General features: G+C 38.5%; 10 protein-coding genes and 1 pseudogene. 5 read left to right on the top strand and 6 right to left on the bottom strand.

Features of this window, described 5'->3' with window-relative positions:
- Positions 1-4: 4 nt before the first annotated feature.
- Positions 5-1,312, bottom strand: a complete 1,308-nt coding sequence (locus ADICYQ_RS23760; RefSeq protein WP_040418005.1) for a lamin tail domain-containing protein — start codon at positions 1,310-1,312, stop codon at positions 5-7.
- 866 nt (positions 1,313-2,178) lie between these two features.
- On the opposite strand from ADICYQ_RS23760, the gene ADICYQ_RS23755 reads away from it, so the two are divergent.
- The 3 genes from ADICYQ_RS23755 (at position 2,179) to ADICYQ_RS23745 (ending at position 3,670) form a co-directional block, all read left to right on the top strand.
- Positions 2,179-2,721, top strand: a complete 543-nt coding sequence (locus ADICYQ_RS23755; protein WP_146947061.1) for a hypothetical protein — start codon at positions 2,179-2,181, stop codon at positions 2,719-2,721.
- A gap of 126 nt (positions 2,722-2,847) precedes the next feature.
- The gene (locus ADICYQ_RS23750) at positions 2,848-3,159 is read left to right on the top strand and encodes a helix-turn-helix domain-containing protein (RefSeq protein WP_161625627.1); all 312 of its coding nucleotides are present in this window, start codon (positions 2,848-2,850) and stop codon (positions 3,157-3,159) included.
- Between the two features lie 43 nt (positions 3,160-3,202).
- Complete coding sequence (locus ADICYQ_RS23745; protein WP_020891480.1) at positions 3,203-3,670, top strand: hypothetical protein; 468 nt, start codon at positions 3,203-3,205, stop codon at positions 3,668-3,670.
- 173 nt (positions 3,671-3,843) lie between these two features.
- On the opposite strand, the gene ADICYQ_RS23740 is transcribed toward ADICYQ_RS23745, so the two are convergent.
- From ADICYQ_RS23740 to ADICYQ_RS23720, 5 genes and pseudogenes are all read right to left on the bottom strand, one after another.
- Positions 3,844-4,317, bottom strand: a complete 474-nt coding sequence (locus ADICYQ_RS23740; protein ID WP_152520521.1) for a hypothetical protein — start codon at positions 4,315-4,317, stop codon at positions 3,844-3,846.
- A 44-nt stretch (positions 4,318-4,361) separates the two neighbouring features.
- Positions 4,362-10,685, bottom strand: coding sequence for a LamG domain-containing protein (locus ADICYQ_RS23735; protein WP_020891478.1), 6,324 nt, complete (start codon positions 10,683-10,685; stop codon positions 4,362-4,364).
- Positions 10,686-10,751: 66 nt separating this feature from the next.
- Positions 10,752-11,477, bottom strand: a complete 726-nt coding sequence (locus ADICYQ_RS23730; RefSeq protein WP_020891477.1) for a hypothetical protein — start codon at positions 11,475-11,477, stop codon at positions 10,752-10,754.
- A gap of 416 nt (positions 11,478-11,893) precedes the next feature.
- A pseudogene (locus ADICYQ_RS23725) lies at positions 11,894-12,754 on the bottom strand (3'(2'),5'-bisphosphate nucleotidase CysQ family protein); the annotation flags it as partial.
- A 32-nt stretch (positions 12,755-12,786) separates the two neighbouring features.
- Positions 12,787-13,851, bottom strand: coding sequence for a phosphotransferase (locus ADICYQ_RS23720; RefSeq protein ID WP_235114882.1), 1,065 nt, complete (start codon positions 13,849-13,851; stop codon positions 12,787-12,789).
- Between the two features lie 335 nt (positions 13,852-14,186).
- On the opposite strand from ADICYQ_RS23720, the gene ADICYQ_RS23715 reads away from it, so the two are divergent.
- Together ADICYQ_RS23715 and ADICYQ_RS23710 are read left to right on the top strand one after the other, a co-directional pair.
- Entirely contained in the window at positions 14,187-14,582 is a 396-nt protein-coding gene (locus ADICYQ_RS23715) for an endonuclease domain-containing protein (RefSeq protein ID WP_020891474.1), read from the top strand.
- Positions 14,583-14,974: 392 nt separating this feature from the next.
- Positions 14,975-16,777: a PQQ-dependent sugar dehydrogenase gene (locus tag ADICYQ_RS23710; RefSeq protein WP_020891473.1), complete on the top strand. Its 1,803-nt coding sequence runs from the start codon at positions 14,975-14,977 to the stop codon at positions 16,775-16,777.
- The last annotated feature ends 19 nt before the right edge of the window (positions 16,778-16,796 follow it).

The following is a 16,796-nucleotide window of genomic DNA, read 5'->3' as shown; positions in this document are numbered from 1 at the left end:
GTGATTAATTATTGGTTTGGCCAGGTGTAGGGTTTTCCATTGCTGCCCAAGTTGTGCCACCATCTGTGGTTCTACCCCATGAAATATCCTCTTCCTGGGCTTCGTAGGTATAGGTGTCTATGGTGCGTCCATCGATATAGAATAATCCAATGTCTTCACCATCTGCACTCAAACTGAAATTTAAATGAAGTGCACCTTGATCGGTTGACCCATCAGCCCATAGGACCAGGTATCCACCGGCCGGAATGGTTGTGGCATCCGTATCATCAGAGGAAATTTTATCCCCAAAAGGGTCGTCTTTATCGTCTGAAAGATACATTCCTGCAATGTTTACAGCAGTAGTACCTGTATTGTGAATTTCTATCCAATCGTTAAACTCTTCTTCCCCACTATCTGTATCCGGACAACAAGTGTTATTGCTGGCCATAAATTCGTTGATAACGAGTTGCGGTAAAGGGTCTGTATTTAATAGGTAGTCTTCCAGGTTTTCCGGTGCAGTTGCTGGCTTAAAGGTGGAAAGCCCATTGGTACCTATTGCTTCTACATAATAGGCCACCCTTCCTTCAGTAGCCATTCCTGGGATTGTTCCGGTATAAGCAGTTCCACTTTGGTAGGACATGACAACTTCCGAAAAGGACCCATCATTGAATTGGTAAAACAAGCTTAGGGAAGACACAGCAGTGGTTGAAATCAGTTCGGCAGTTATAATTACCTCCTCATTTAACGCCGGAACAAGTGGCTCGCGTGAGATGGAATTAATGGCAGGTGCGCTATCGTCTCCATTGGATTCACCTTGTGTGGTAGTACCTGTAATTTCCCAAAAATCGGAACCGTCAGGAAACCTTGCGTAGGACTGTCCATTGTCAAGGTTGGGATAGGTAACATTGTCGATAAGCGTACCATCGGCACTTTCTAGAGATATTGCTTCCCCATCTCCAGACAATTTAAAATTGGCATTCAAGCCTGTTCCTAAATCATTGCAAAGCACCACTAGAAAGCCAGAAGCGGGAATTGTCGTTCCGGCTGGCAGGCTGTAAGCATTGCTGTCATCCGAGAGGACATAGCCACCAATGTTCTGACTTGTTTCTAAGGCATTGTACAATTCAATCCAATCTTCACCAGAAGCAAAAATTTCATTGATGAAGATCGCTACCTCTGCTTTTGCTTCTGGTTCTATTGTTTCATCTTCGGTACACGAAGTGGCAAATAGCAAGCTGATAATCAAGAAATAGGAAAAATGATTGAAATTCATTTTTCTAAAGGGTGCAAATTTTCTAAATAGTGCCATGAAATGATTAGCGGAAATATCCATAAATGTTTAAATTATCTATTTAAGCTTCTAAAAAAGCAGCTCTTTGTTTTATCCCCGTAAACCCATGCAATTGGGTGATTATTGGATTTAAGGAATAAAATGCATTTTTCAATTTTAGGTCCTTGTGTTAACAAAGTATTACCTCAATATTAAGATTAGACGAGATACCGCTATAAATCCCTCGCTGTTGATCAAAAATAATTTCAATTATTAGGTTGAAGGGTGTATTTATGAGCCATTCTGGTTTCCTTTTGAGTAACCATTTTAGGTTATAAGTGTTGGTATTCTGATACTTGGGGGTAATAATTGATAGGTGATCCTGATTAGGAAAAAATCTAAAATTCTTCACCTGTTTCGTTAAAAAATGAGAAGTTAGGTTTTACTTAATACCAAAGATTTTTAGTTTTGTGTAATAAATCCCCTACCGTATTTACAGGAGATCATTCTTTTAATTTTAGAAATTACAGCTTATTACTACACTGTATTCCTCTAAATATTAAGTTTTCTTATTAAAAAGGTTTTTTCGATTTCAATCAAAACGATATCTTTAGAAAAGGAACAGTCACTGAAATCTTTCTAAAGGATAAAAAAATTCTGACAGAAAGAGACATTTTCACTAAATGCATTATTTCTCCCTTAAATAAAGATAAGTTTAAATATCCATGACAAATTCCACTACCAACTATTTTAGAAATTAAAACCACCATAGAAAAAGAAATTTATAAATAATAATTCATTATGGATATTAACCCATTAGAACAATTGGAATCCAGGCAACAATTCTAAAGAATGCCAATACACAAGGTCTAGTATCAATATTTAATATGATTTAATTGAACTAAAATGTAAACCTTAAGGTTGACACTATGAGAATTGTTAGTATATTTGAGCATAGAAAGAATTGTCTCTACGCAGTATTGTATGAAGACAACGACTTTGATGCGCTGGAAATACTACAGGAACAATGGTCTGATCCAGAGGAATTACGAAAGATATTTAACCAATTTAAAAAGGATTATGAAGCCTTTTATGGTAGAGCAAAAATTAGCCTAATCGTAGAAAAAGCAATTAAAGATGCTGACCTTCTATTTGAAAAGTTATTTGAATTATCCGGAGATGAATCAGGAAAAAATCTAAGCGAATTTTTCAAACCCCTTTACAATAAGGAAGCTGGTAATCTATTTGATTTACAACAACTTAAAGGGTATGGAATGCTTTGGAATTCATTTTTGAGGATTTATGCCATTCGATATGGGAAATCTTATGTGATTACAGGTGGTGCCATTAAGTTGACCGAAAAAATGAATGATAGGTCTCATACTAAAACCGAGTTATATAAATTGAATTTGGTGAGAGACTACCTAAAAGAATTTGGAAAAGAAGCAGAGTTCGTTTTTTTAGATATATAAAGTTATGAACAAGACAGAAGAAAATTAAAATCCCTGGCAGCTATAAGCCCTGCTTCCAACTGGAAGGAGAAAGTTGCTTTTAGAAAAGAAAATAAAGCTTGGCTCAAGAAGTCAACAAGAGTTGCATTGCGTGTATTAGATGCGTTGGAGGAAAAAGGATGGAGCCAATCTGATTTGGCTAGAGAATTGGGAGTTACCAGACAGCAAGTAAGCAAACTAGTAAAAGGGCAAAGTGATTTTAAACTTTCTACTGTTTCCCATTTGGAGAAAGTTTTAAATATCCAATTACAAGTGATATTATTGGATAATGAGGAAGTGATGACAGAGGAATTGATTCAAGAAAGACTTAACGAAGAAATCATTGATTATCATCGTAAATGGGCCTATACCCAGCAATATTTAAAATTAAAAATAAAAGTACCAATCCTCAAGTGGTGATGGCTATAGATGCACCCTTAGAGAAAGATTTCCCAATGGCAGGATGAAAGCAAAATTTTCACCATTACAATTACTGGACTTCAAGCTTTTGGAGTCACACTTTGAATTTCTTGCACCTGAATCTAGTGATATTGACCACAAAAAATTGTTTTTTTCATATCCTGTTGAAATAGATTTTGATATAAATTCTACTGAGGATAATAAAGAAATCCAGCTGATTACCAGAATTAAAGTAAATGCAGACGAGGCGTATAAACTCCGGGGCTATAAAATTTTAGTAGAAGGTGGTGGAACTTTTAGCATTAACGAATCCGAGAAAATGGATGAAGGATTGAGGGCTAATTTATTGAAGTTTTCTCCCTTGAACATGATGATTAACAATCTTCGAAATATAATGTATCAAATTACTAACCTAGGGCCGCTGGGTGGGTATTTATTGCCTCCCATAGATATATCGAAACTACTTCAGGACAAAATTGAAGAGCAGGAAGGTAATTTAGATAAGCCGTGACAGAATTGTTTCGGCTTTTCCTTATGTTAAGCCCATAATAGTCCATCTGAATAAGTTGATATAAATCGTTTTGTCTACCAGCAGTGGGATCTAGCCCAACTACTGGTAGGATATTTTTACAAAATTTAATGTAAAATTCAAGATTTGACTGACACCAATTATTGTTTAAATCTTTAACCAATACCCAAATTACCTTCAGAAAACATTTTCTGAATGGATTTTGTGGCAAATCCATTGTACATATAATCTACCACCTGATTAAATATGGTATTAAGAAGGGCTGCATTGGATGGATTTGAAATCGTCCCAATTGAATCTGGCCTAGCTGAGTTCAAAAACGTTTCCCACCAAGGCACCATATCTCCAAGTTTGGAAGTAGGATAAACGCCTGGTGAAGTTGGGATTGGGTTCATTACAGCTGCTACTGCTGTACCAACGGTAAGGCTATTGATTGAATTACCCTGCTTGATCAATTCCTTGAACACCAACTGACATAAAAGGATATTTCCCACAAGGTTATCAGGAATTTTTAGGGTAGTATTGGGAGCAATTGATGGACCAGAAGCCGCTAAAGGAGGAACGCGTTCGATGTATGTTGTTCTATGAAATACCCTCCATGTCGGATTACTCAAATTTATCTCACGCATTGCCCTGGCCATGGGGTCAGCAGACCAATTAAGCCAATCAGTATCTATAATTGAATTAAAATTGGTGCTGTTTTTATCATTTGGGGGTAAATAAAAGAAGAAAATCGATAGGCTTTAACCTTACCAGGTGCATTTTGACCCGAATAAGCACCCTCATTGTTATTGCTTTTGGGATTCCACGCTTGTAAGAAAGCCTCTCCCTCAACTTTCAATTCTAGGGTAACATTCTGGCTCACTTCCTCTGTTTTGCCAACGTCAATTTGTACCGAATGGGTTGCCATAATATCAAAAGACCAGGCAAATCCCAAATTAGCAAAAAACTCTCCATTTGCACTAATTCCTCCTCCCCCACCAATTTTCCTGAAACCGGTGTACGTTTTACTCGCCTTGGCTCCAAAATTCTGCTGGTCTGAATAAATTCCACCATCAGCTGTCCAAACAAATTTATTCACTATACCTTGAGCAGGTATCATCTTATACATACTGTTACTAGAAGGGTCTTCTTCTAAGGTAGAAGCCAGGTTCTGTTTCACCTTATCCATATTTTGATTACCTGTCCTTCCTTTATTAATTGCATCATACTGAGCTGCAAATGCGAGTGCTTTTTGTTGCTTGTTCTTAATTTGATTTTGCACAGCATAAGCTTCCACCGGTTTAAAATAGCTCCCACGTTCTATATCTGCACGCAGATAGTCAGGATCATTCATTAAGCCAATTTTTCCATCCAGTGTACTCGCCTTGGTATAGCTGTTGTCCATTGGGAATAGCATTATATTTCGATCTGGTGGAATATCGAGATTGGGAATGACTATGGTTCCTAAAGAAGCCCTCGTTGTTTTAAATACTACTGAGAATAAATCGCCTGTAAGAGATTCCACCATGGCGTAGCCCAAATTATCAGGAATAAAACGTCTCCCAACCGTAGGATTTAAATAAGGCTCATTTTCCCAACCACCACTAAAACCCATGGTGTCTGTTTGCTTTACTCCCCAATTGCTACTGAATGACTCATTTTTGACTGTTCCAATAGTTGTGTTTAGTCTGCCAACTAGCTGGCCCACTGTTTTGAAAGAAACTGTTTCATTTGTAAAATTTGAAAACCCTGTTCCCAAAGAAGTTCCTACTTTAGCTTTAGCTCCAAATATGCCAAATGCTCCAGATACATCCACTTCAGTAGCAGAATTGGAAGTACTTGAAAAACCAATTTCTTCGGAGGATTCCTGAATTAAAGACACGGTACTTGTATCTAAATACCTCATATATGGTCCACCACCTGGAGAAAGATAATACGGTCTTGTTAAGTTCTCGCTGGGTACTGGTGGGGCACCTTCAATGTACCCTATGAGTGTAGGATCGGTTTGTACCTGACCTACAAAAATCAAGTCCAATTCACCGATCTGTATTGGACGCGAAGAGGTGAAGTTTGGATCCAAAATATACTGTCTTTTCAAAACAGCATTTTGGCTATTTGTTCCTGCATTGGAAACATCAAAGTAATTACCTACTGCAATTTTCCCTGGGGTAGATTCGCTGTACTCTGTTGTAATCCCTCCATATACATTTTGTACATAAGGTCCTTCATTAGATAAAGGAGCATCACTGCTAATCAATAGACTTGAAAGGATTTCAGGACTTGCGTTGTTTTTCCCACCTGTGATATCTTTTCCACCTTCAGAGAAATTCCAGCAGCCAATCAAACCTCTTTCCGACCCACTCCTTGGAATAAATTGTTGGGCCTGTATTTCTTCCATACTACGTACAGAATCGTACAAGCTTAATTGCGCAATTTCCCCGGTGAGGCCCACTACTGCACTTTCTGAACTTCCCATACATAACTGGTTCGTTGTTCCAGATGAAAAAGGATCAGTAAATGGTATTGATGAGCCAATAGCTACCCCATTGGAATATACCTGGAATTTAGATGTAGAAGACAAGGTTCTCCACATTGAAGAGGTACTTAGTGTTCCGTCATTACCCCCTATCCTATCTTTTGCTAAGAAACCTTCTTGCTCACGAAAATTCCATTGACCTACCAACCCATTGGTGGCTCTTAGTTTAGGAATACGGGGATAGTTTTCCGGAAATAACTGTTCTTTGCTTGGGGCAATATTCCAAAATTGAAGCTGACCCAGGGTACCTTTAAAAAATAAAATATCTTCATCAGGAGAAGGTTGAGTACCTTGAGGTTCCAAATAACCTCGTCCAATCAATATATCGTCCTGAATAGCATTTACCATCACATTACTTATATCGCCAACCTGCGTTAATGCATTCGCATCAATTTCACCATCCACATAAAGTTGTATCCCGCAAGTAGCCTCTTTTTTCGGAGTACCGCCCTCTTTCTCTGGTATCATGGGTGTTGTAACAAACACAGTTGCAATGTGATGTGGTTTTCCATCTGCAACATTAAATTTTGTAGAATTAAAGCTTAATTTAGATGTAGCTCCTTCATTTGAACTGATATAAACTACATCAAATACAAGTGATCCATTGGCAGAAACAGATAATTTAAAACTGCTGTCTTCATTTTTATCATCTTTGGCCCATTTTGAAATGATTGTTCCAGGCAAATTAATGCTTGCTGGAACAATTACCCAAGCATCAACAGCAAAGCTAGCATTTGGGCTAAGCGATTCGGATGACTCTAACTGCATCCAATCATAAATACCCTGATTGTATCCAGTACCAAGGTTCATATCTAAGGCTCCTCCTGCTTCAAAGGTCAAAGCGATGTGGTTCCAATTTCCATTAATTGCCAACGCGGGAGCTTCAATGGGAGGCAAACCTCCTATGGTGGCTATAATTGAGAGAAAAAAACTATCATCTATCATTTTGGTGGTTTGGGAACCTGGCACTAGAACTGCGTCCCAAAGGTGTCCTGTAATAAATGCTTTATTAAAAAATAATTGCGTTTTTGAATTATCATTTGGATTAGCTTTTGACTTTTCTTCTAAAACATCCATATTCCAAAGTCCAAGTAAGCCAAACTCACTTCCGGTTAAACTGGTTAACCAGGTTCTTTTTATCTCTGAAAGTGTGCGTGCAAAATTCCAAAAACGCAATTGAGACAGCTGTCCATACATACTGGTGTTTCCAATAGAAGTTCCACCAATAATTAATGTTGGGGTACCTGAAGTGGCAAAATTGACATCCGTAAATGTTTGCATAAGCTGCCCATTCAAAATAACTTCTATTGTCCATTTTTTTGAAGGCTCAATAGTGCCAACAAAAGCTAGATGAGACCATATGGGAAAGCCATCTAAACCAACTGAGGGCAATACATTAGTGGTGCTATAATCATGACTTTGGTTTAAATTGTCTAATGTTCTGATATACAAATGTCTATCTGCAGACAAGCCAATACTAAAAGTAGGATAAGTAGTATTGGAACCAATCTGAAAAATAATACCCAAAGGTATCGTTCCACTGCCAATTGGTGGTGCAGGTGTGGCTTCTGGTTGAACCCAACATTCCCAAGTAAATTCATTAGGTTGGTAAAAACTGGCAATATTACTAACCCCAGTTTGCAAATAGGCAGAATCTAATTGACTAGGATTTTTATTATAGTTATTAAACTTGAAAACCTTCTGTCCTTTCATTCCAACCGCATAATCCAAACTAGGAGAACCAAGATTTACAGGTTCCATTCCATTATGAAAACTAACAATTTGCTGCTGCTGGCTTCCTGAGGGTTTTACCCATGTCTCCATGGTCCACTCATTTTGAGGTTGGAGATTAATGCTTTCAGGAAGTAGTACTCCATTGACCTCAATAGGAATAATTACATTTTCTGTCGGAGTAAAGGTGCAGGCCGCTTGAGGTTTCTGACGCACCCATAATGCAGAATGTAATTCTGGTGTCTCCGTGTTTAATGTTCTATTTGCCTGAGTAATGGTTATGTTATTGTTTTGAATAAAGCCAGGGATATATCCACTAGGCTGATCATAGGAAACATAAAACCCTACCAATTTTACTATACTTGATTTAGAAGGCTCTGAAAAATAGTGTTTTTGTTTTCCAGCTTGATAAGTTTGTGGAGCAACCGTAGTATCAGCAAGCTCGAAGTTGGGAAGAAGAAGGTCAAACAATACGGTGGTATCCGCTAAACCCATAGCGGATACCTGTGAAGAAGTAATCAATACATTTCCAGATGCACCTTTGTTGGCAATTCCAAGATTTAAAGCTTGAAACTGACTATCTGCTTTCAAGGCCGCAATAAATTTGGTTATTTCTGCTGGAATATTGCTGACATTTACTGTCCCTGTGCTTGACTTGAATTTTGCATTCACCTGGTTCAAACTATTACCTTGTGAAATTTCTATACTTAATTGAGTATCTCCAGTACCACTTTTTGGGTAGAATATTAGTGGGGCATCTATTTGTAGCGCTGAGGTGTTTAAAGCCCAAAGAGAGGTATTTGTACTCGCGGAAGGATAAGCATAAGTATTAAGACCAGCTACGCCAGAAAACACATCGCTATAAGTATCTATCTCAGCAGGCACTCCTTGCCATTTGATTGATATAATTACATTGCTGATTTTAAAACCAAAAGTAAAATCTAAATCTGCTCCACTTCCACTTACAATAAGGCTTTTTAATGCTATATCCTCCAAAGAAGAAACAAAATTCAAATTCGGAGTATAAGGACCTGTAGTCAAGGGTGATGATATTCCGACTAAAGGAATACGCACCATGCTATTTAGACTTGAGTAATCAAAATAGATTCTCCCACCAGATTTTGCATTAGGGTCTGCAGAATCATCAGTGGCTTCTCCGTTCAATATTTGAGCTAAAACCTTCACATCTCTAGATACGCCAACCCATGTTTCATTTGGTAAATTTAGAATAGCTGGGTAGGTAACCTGAATATCACATAGATCTACTGGAGCCGAAGCATTATAACTAGTATCAGTAACAACTACAGTTGCCCCTATCATTACCCCACCACTTAATGCAGCGTTAAATGTAACATTACCAGAAGCTTGTTCAGTAAGCTGAGTAGATACCCAAGGAATCAAAATTTGCATATGGTTTACGCGTGTGTCTAACTGAGCAACCATTGCCTGTGGTGAATTGGGGTCGAGGCTAGACCAAAAACCAGAAGGGGATGCGGGCAATGGTCCTCCATAATAAAGGTGAAGTAGTCCATCGTCCCCTACGTAGAGATTGGGTGTTCCATTAGGTTCAATCTGACCAAGTAACATAGTGTTTACCACCAGATTATCAACAATCATTATTGTTTCAGAAATATTCTGCGAATTTGGATAGGTTGATGAAGTAGTATCTGCCTGAAAAATAGAATTTTTAAGTTTACCATCTACCAAAGGAACGGTTTGTTTGTTCACAGGAATATTGGATATGTTGCCTGTGGCATCCAGAGAATAATCAAAAATAGCCATTGCCTGAGTAAGTCCTGCACCTGTTACTGGTATACACATTACTACTCTTCCTAATCGCTGCAATTCGGCATCTTCCTCATTTAAGGTTTGCGTAACTTCCTGCTCACCATAAAAAGCTAAAGCGGGGGCTAATCCGCTAATTGGTAACAATGGAGTAGAATCTTTTGCCAGTAAAGGAATAATAGGGTTAAAGGTTTTACCTGAATCCGAATAATCAATCTGTCCTTCACTGTTTTTATTTATTTTGAAAAGCTGAATATTGCTACCCGTATTTACTGCAACATAAATTACCTTTTTATCCTGCGCGCCTGTGGGTATTTCCAACACACAAAATAGTCCATCTGTTATACCTGATATCTTTTCAAATTCCCATGTAGGTTCTATAAAAGGTTTTCCCGTAGGGTTTTTATAAGATTGATTGTCTACATCACTTCCTGGGACATCCTTATAACCACTATATTTATACCTAACCTCCCAGGCATTTTCTAAAGCAAAACGTGCTTGGGACTTACCGTTCACATCAATAGAGAATTCAGCAAGCATTAGCCTATTCATGAAAAGTGTACCATGCTCAGATTGACGGAATATACAAATGAATTTCCCGTCACTGTATGCCCTAAAAGGGCTATCTGCTGCACTGAGAGAGTTTACCGTATAGGGTACGGTAATTAAATCCATACCTGCCAATCTAAGCTGAGGCGGAGTTTTTGAATCTTCAAAGTTAACATTGACTGCCTGATTGGTTGTCCCAATATCAAAATTAAATTTATACCAGCCATTCCAAGCCAGATAATCCAACTTATCTATGGCCTCTTTTGGATCAAATACTCGAAAATATAAGGTATTGCAGGCTACATTTTCTCCTCTCGCAATAAGTATAGTTTTCCCTTGATGACTAACCATTTCAGGATCTATCAAATTAATCCCCCATGCATCACTTCTAGGGCCATTATTATCTGTTTTCATGACTAGGTTTATTGGGTAAGAAAAGAGTGTAGAGGGCGTGTTAACCCTCTTTTATACAGCAAAAAACTAAGCTGGAGTTATGGTAATTACTGGATCTAAGTAAGTATAACCGCTTACTACAGGAGAATTTTTTGTAATCACTATTTTTAATTTTGAGGCTGCAGGCCCTTTTGCTCCAACTGTAAAACTATGGGTAAACATAGTGTTGAGGAAAAATTGAATCGTAATTATTGTTTGTCCATCTCCCCATTGGTAGACGACGGTGCCACCAACTCCAACTCCTGAAAGTTTACTACTATCGGCTTCAAAAAGCTCTACGGAATCCGTACTTGACGTATTAAGCACCGTTGACAAATTAGAGCTAACAGTTCCATGATCCATACTTTGAGAAGAAAATGTGAAATCCAGACCTGAACTATTAACTATATAAGGTATTACATAATCATAGACCCCATATTTACCTGGATGACTAGGATAACCGTTTGATGAAGCCAAAACCATGGCATTGAGTGCTCCACTACCTCCCATAATATTAGAGATTAGCCTGAATGCTGCCTTATTTCTTATTTCAGGAGATAGTTTGGCTAGGTTTTCAGGATAAATCTTCGGGTTAATCTCTAAAACATCACTTTTTGGATTGAAATCAAATTCAAATTCTAAACAATTGCCTTTTACAATTCCACTATTCCCTTCGAATCCATTAGCGTTATTTTGTTCCAAATAGTTTTTTAAATTTGCTCGTTGCGTTTCTGAAACATGAGGGAATTTGAGGGTATCTGTTAATTGATTCATAGTTGTTATTTGTTAGTAAAAATTAATTAAAATATTTAACCACTGATTGATTATTATATTAATTATTCAAAAAAAAATCCTTGGTATAACCTTGTTTATTATACTAAAAATTATCCTAATTTACTTATATAAATAATAAGCTACAAAAATTAAACTGTAAACCCTATGTATATCCTTGTATTTTTATTATGTAAAATATTTTAATTGAAAGATTATAATATTTATAAAATGTAGTTTTCCCACATATCTCAATGAACAGAAACTAAAAAAAAGTATTGAGGGTGGAAAAAATAATCAAAATAGATTATTTTAATCCTTCATGGGCTTGCCCGAGGATTATGTATTTTTTTAAAATATATTAAACAGTTTATAAGAGAGCATTTGTCATCATCCCTGACCTAACCATCAATTTTGAGTTAAAACGAATCATGATCAAACGCTCGATTGAATTTCATAACCATCTCCGCAATGCCTTCAGCAGACGCATAAACCACCCCCTGCTGATTCATAAATGTAGATTCTGGAGTATTTAAGTGTAGATTTTCTCCTTTAATATTGCTTACCGGTAAACCCAACTCTTCAAAAATAAGACGCGTGCCTGCAAAATCCCATATGCTCCCCCCTCCTTTTTTTTGCTTGGGAAATTTAAAGTAACAGGCATTCTTATGAGACAAAACTGAAAGGGAATTCCGAACAGCACCAAAACCAACATGGTAGTTAACATTGGTGTAATTCTGACCTTCTGCCCATTGTTTTATCTTGTCTTTTAGGTCTTGAAAATAACTCCCGCCCTGCATGCTTCTGTCCAAGTAAACATGTAATGAATCATCATAGGTAGTTTTATCTAGGTTAAAAGGTTTACCATTTAGCATTATTCCTTCTCCCCTGATGGCACTGTAACACAAATCCTCATCAGGTATATAGACTACTCCGATCACAGGGTCTCCCGATCTGGAGACAAGTGCAATAGAAACGGCATAACCTGCTCGCTGTTGGGTAAAGGGCAAAGTGCCATCCAATGGGTCAATACACCAGAAATAATCCTTAATTAATCGGGATTGATCATCTGCCGCTTCTTCTGTAAGTAGTCCCAGGTCATGTTGGTCAATGCCTGATTTTAAATGCTGTAAGATAATTTCTTGTGCCTTGAAATCGACTTCGGTCACCACCTGAGAAGCCTTAGAGTCTCCTCCTTGCTTTTCTTGTTGGGTATAAGGTTGATCTACTTGCGATTGAATCAATTTCCCAGCTTCTATGCTTGCGTTAATGGCGCTTTGGCAAAGTGTGCTTAGGTTGTTTTATTTAGCATTTAAACGTTATTTAATTCTTTCAATACTGACTTTGTAAGGCTTTTGCTATATCCATGCATCTTCCAGTGACCATCACTCCAGCCATCCAGAAAGCGGTAAAGGTCCGCCCATGCGTATTTATAGAGTGCTGACCATTCTTTCTTAACAGATTGAAAATCAATAGTCTTATCCATTGCCGTTTCAAGTACATTAAAATAATGATTTAGCAGTTCCTCCTCAAAGCGTTCACAGGCATCTTCAGTAAAACAACTACTTATAAAATAAGCTACATCCTTAATTCCACATCCTTTTCCCACATATTGAAAATCAACAGCTGCCACCTGATTTCCGGGTCCGAAACAGAAATTCGCCACCTTGGCATCTCCATGTACCAAGGTCTGAAACCTGGCTTCATTCAACTTCCGGTCAATGGCTGAAGCCATCTGCTTTAGGGATTTATTCTTCATTTTTGCCAATTCATCAGGCCTTGTATCCAGGTACCAATAGGTACCTATTTCCCAAAGTCCTTTGGGCTGGACTTGCATGAATTTTCCATGAAAATGAGCCAGCCAACTCAAACAGTTTTTGGCGGCAACTAGTGAAACTGTCTCTGGATCTAACCGAATTGGAAAGCCCGAGGCGTTGAGGTCTTCCATAATTAGAACTTGTCGACCTTCCTCCGTGTCGGCATGCAGTAATTTAGGCACCTTACAATGGGCATTCGTCAGTTGGGCATAGTGACTGTACCAATAGCTTTCTACCACATAGGATTTAATTTTTCGCTGATGTGACAAATCCGAATTCCATCCCTTAGGGTGATTGCCGGTATCCGGTAACTGAATGTGCTTGGCAATAACCGAAGCGTGCTCCCCTCCTTCCAATGTATAACGTTTAATCGTGCCATAGCCACTCCATAAGGTCTGCACATGTGCTGTATTCCTAATAGATGTAGCTCCTGTACATTGAAGAATTTCAGATTCGATGGAAGGCATGAATTTTATAAAAATTAAGTTTATGGAGTTGTTGTAGGGGAATAAAGTAAACTGGCTGTCTCTTATTTTCTCCCTGATACTAACTGAAATCAAATTACCGAAATTTTATTCTTATTGACGAATTCTTCATGGAATTTGACAAATCTATTAAATCACTCTTCAAACGGACACAAATCCACTTTTTTATGGGGGACAAAGGGGGTTTTTGGAAATGAGTATTTTATGCTGATTTCCTGTAATTCATCGGGCTGATAAAGTTAGCAAGTAGACCGCATCCGCTAAATATAACATGCACAAATCCCCCTTTTAAGGGGGTCAGGGGGATTTTTAGGTGAATAATATTAAATAAAATAATAAAAATTTATACACTAAAACCTGTTTTTAAAGAAGAAATCTAGAAAATATGCATATAATTTTTAAATTTTACCATGCATTTTGTCCCTTACAATATAAATTTAAAAGAATTTTCTAGAGACTTAAGAACTCATTCAACGCTATCCGAAGTTTTACTATGGCAAAAACTAAAAGGTCGTCAATTTCGAGGCTATGCCTTCAATAGGCAAAAGCCATTAGGAGATTTTATTGTAGATTTTTACTGTAAGAAATTACAATTAGTAATCGAAATTGATGGAGATAGTCATTTTTATCCTGAATCAGTGGTTAAAGACCAAAAACGGCAATTGATTTTGGAGAAAAAGGATCTCTTTTTTCTAAGGTTTTTGGATAAGGAGGTGAAGAAATCTATGTCCTATGTTCTACAGGAAATAGGTACTTATATAGATGACTGGGAATTGCAAAATGATGTTCCTAAAACTTCTTTTTAACTTTGGATTGCTAAAAAATCCCCCTTGCCCCCTTGTCAAGGGGGATTTGCGAAAATGGGAATTTCATGGCTGAATTGGTAGTTATAAACGGTCTGACCAAGTAGGAAGGTTAGTAACGTACTTAGCAGTCCTGAAAAACAAAATCCCCCATTTAGGGGAACAGAGTGGGATTTTCCCCAATTATAACACTAATAAAACAGACGGAGGATTATCCAACAAAATAGAGTTGACAATGCATTTTAACCAGGTGAAATCCACTGCTGGAACGACTAAAATCTCCATCCACCGTAAAAGATTGAATAAAAATGGCAAGACTGATGCGGATTTTTAGGTTTAGTAAGGTTAAATTACCGGTTCAAAATGCTAACAACCATTTAAAGACTTAACAAACCATGCCCCGCTTACATAGATTGACCACATTAGTTTATTCGAATTTTGGCACTTGCCAAAAGTATTGGAATTACAGCCTTTTCATCGTTTTACTTATTAGCTTTTCTTGCGAAAATAAGCAAGGAGAATTACCTGCTGCTGATGTAGACAATGGTGGATTAATCATCCCTGGGGGATTTGAGGCCCTGGTGGTCATCGACAGTGCCGGCCCAACCCGCCATATCACAGTCAATGACAATGGGGACATTTATGCCAAACTCCGCTTTTCCAGAGATAAGAAGGGAGGCACCATTGGTCTTCGAGATCTCAATGGGGATGGAAAAGCAGACTCCCTAGTACGGTTTGGAGACTATGAAAGTGTAGGTGGTTCTTCAGTGGGAGTTACCATCCACAATGGATACCTCTATACCAGTACGGTAACTCAGGTTTTGAGAAATAAGCTAAGCCCAGGTGAATTAGTCCCTAGCAGCAGAACAGAAGTCATTCTGACCGATACACACCCAAATGTGGCCAGAAATTGGCACACTACTAAGCCCGCTGCTTTTGACGGAAAGGGCAATATGTATATCCCATTCGGATCACCTTCTGACGCAGGTCAGGATATCGAAATCTATGGACCAACGGGCACCCCTGAAGGAAAGGGGCTGGATCCTAGTCCAGAACGGGAGATGAATGCAGGCGTCTGGAAGTTTGACGCAAACAAAGAGGGTCAAGTTCAGACAGATGGTATCAAATTTGCCACCGGGCTCCGGAGCATCGTGGGCATGACCTGGAGTCCTTTGGATGACCAGCTCTATGCGATAGTCAACGGAATAGACAATTTTCACACCCTTTACCCAAAGCTATATTCATCTTGGCAGGCAGCTGTCTTACCATCCGAAACCTTGGTTAAAATAACGGAAGAATCAGATTTTGGCTGGCCATATGCGTATTATGACCATTTGCAAGGAAAAAATATATTGTCGCCCGGATATGGTGGTGATGGAATTATTGTTGACAGAGCAACTGCCTTTGATGATCCAGTAATTGGGTTTCCAGGTCACTGGGCGCCTATGGACCTGCTTTTTTATCAGGGAAGCCAATTTCCAGAAAGGTACAAACAAGGCGTATTTGTCGCCTTTCACGGTTCTACAGATCGATCTCCCTATCCTCAAGCTGGATTTATTGTCTGCTTTGTTCCCTTAACAGATGGTGTAGCCGGTGAATGGGAAGTTTTTGCTGATGGTTTTGCCGGAGTAGATACAGTAGAAAATACGGGAGATGCCCTATACAGACCCATGGGTTTGGCTGAAGGCCCAGATGGATCCCTTTATATATCCGATTCGAACAAAGGAAAAATTTGGAGGGTCATGTATAAGGGAAACAAAAAGGAATTTGGGGAAAAGCAACTGGATGAAATGAACCAATTGACCGCAAATAAAACCTATATCAAAACACCGGTAGAGGGACTTGACAATTTGGATAAAGGCTCTATGCTTGAAGGTGGAATTCTTTACAATACCTATTGTGCTACCTGCCATCAGCGCAATGGAGAAGGGGACAATAATCGTTTTCCTCCCCTTGCCCAATCTGAGCGGGTGAATGGAGAGGTGGAACCCCTTGTCACGGCTATCTTAAACGGCATACAGGGCGAGATCACGGTTCGGGGAAAAACATTCAACGGTTATATGCCACCTCATGCCAATATCCTGGATGATCTTGCGGTAGCTTCTATAACCACTTATATTCGAAGCAGGTGGGGAAACAAAGCCAGTGCCATCACTCCGAGTGAAGTCACTAAAATCAGGGCAAAAGTGGTAAAGTAAATTACTAGGTTCTAGTTTG

Source organism: Cyclobacterium qasimii M12-11B, assembly GCF_000427295.1.
Lineage (GTDB): Bacteria > Bacteroidota > Bacteroidia > Cytophagales > Cyclobacteriaceae > Cyclobacterium > Cyclobacterium qasimii.
Note: the sequence above shows the minus strand (reverse complement) of the source record. Positions and strands in the feature narration are given on the sequence as shown.

Coding starts and splice junctions, on each gene's coding strand:
- ADICYQ_RS23760 (WP_040418005.1), bottom strand. CDS start 1,312: ATGGATATTTCCGCTAATCATTTCATGGCACTATTTAGAAAATTTGCA.
- ADICYQ_RS23710 (WP_020891473.1), top strand. CDS start 14,975: ATGCCCCGCTTACATAGATTGACCACATTAGTTTATTCGAATTTTGGC.
- ADICYQ_RS23715 (WP_020891474.1), top strand. CDS start 14,187: ATGCATTTTGTCCCTTACAATATAAATTTAAAAGAATTTTCTAGAGAC.
- ADICYQ_RS23735 (WP_020891478.1), bottom strand. CDS start 10,685: ATGAAAACAGATAATAATGGCCCTAGAAGTGATGCATGGGGGATTAAT.
- ADICYQ_RS23745 (WP_020891480.1), top strand. CDS start 3,203: ATGAAAGCAAAATTTTCACCATTACAATTACTGGACTTCAAGCTTTTG.
- ADICYQ_RS23755 (WP_146947061.1), top strand. CDS start 2,179: ATGAGAATTGTTAGTATATTTGAGCATAGAAAGAATTGTCTCTACGCA.
- ADICYQ_RS23740 (WP_152520521.1), bottom strand. CDS start 4,317: ATGCGTGAGATAAATTTGAGTAATCCGACATGGAGGGTATTTCATAGA.
- ADICYQ_RS23730 (WP_020891477.1), bottom strand. CDS start 11,477: ATGAATCAATTAACAGATACCCTCAAATTCCCTCATGTTTCAGAAACG.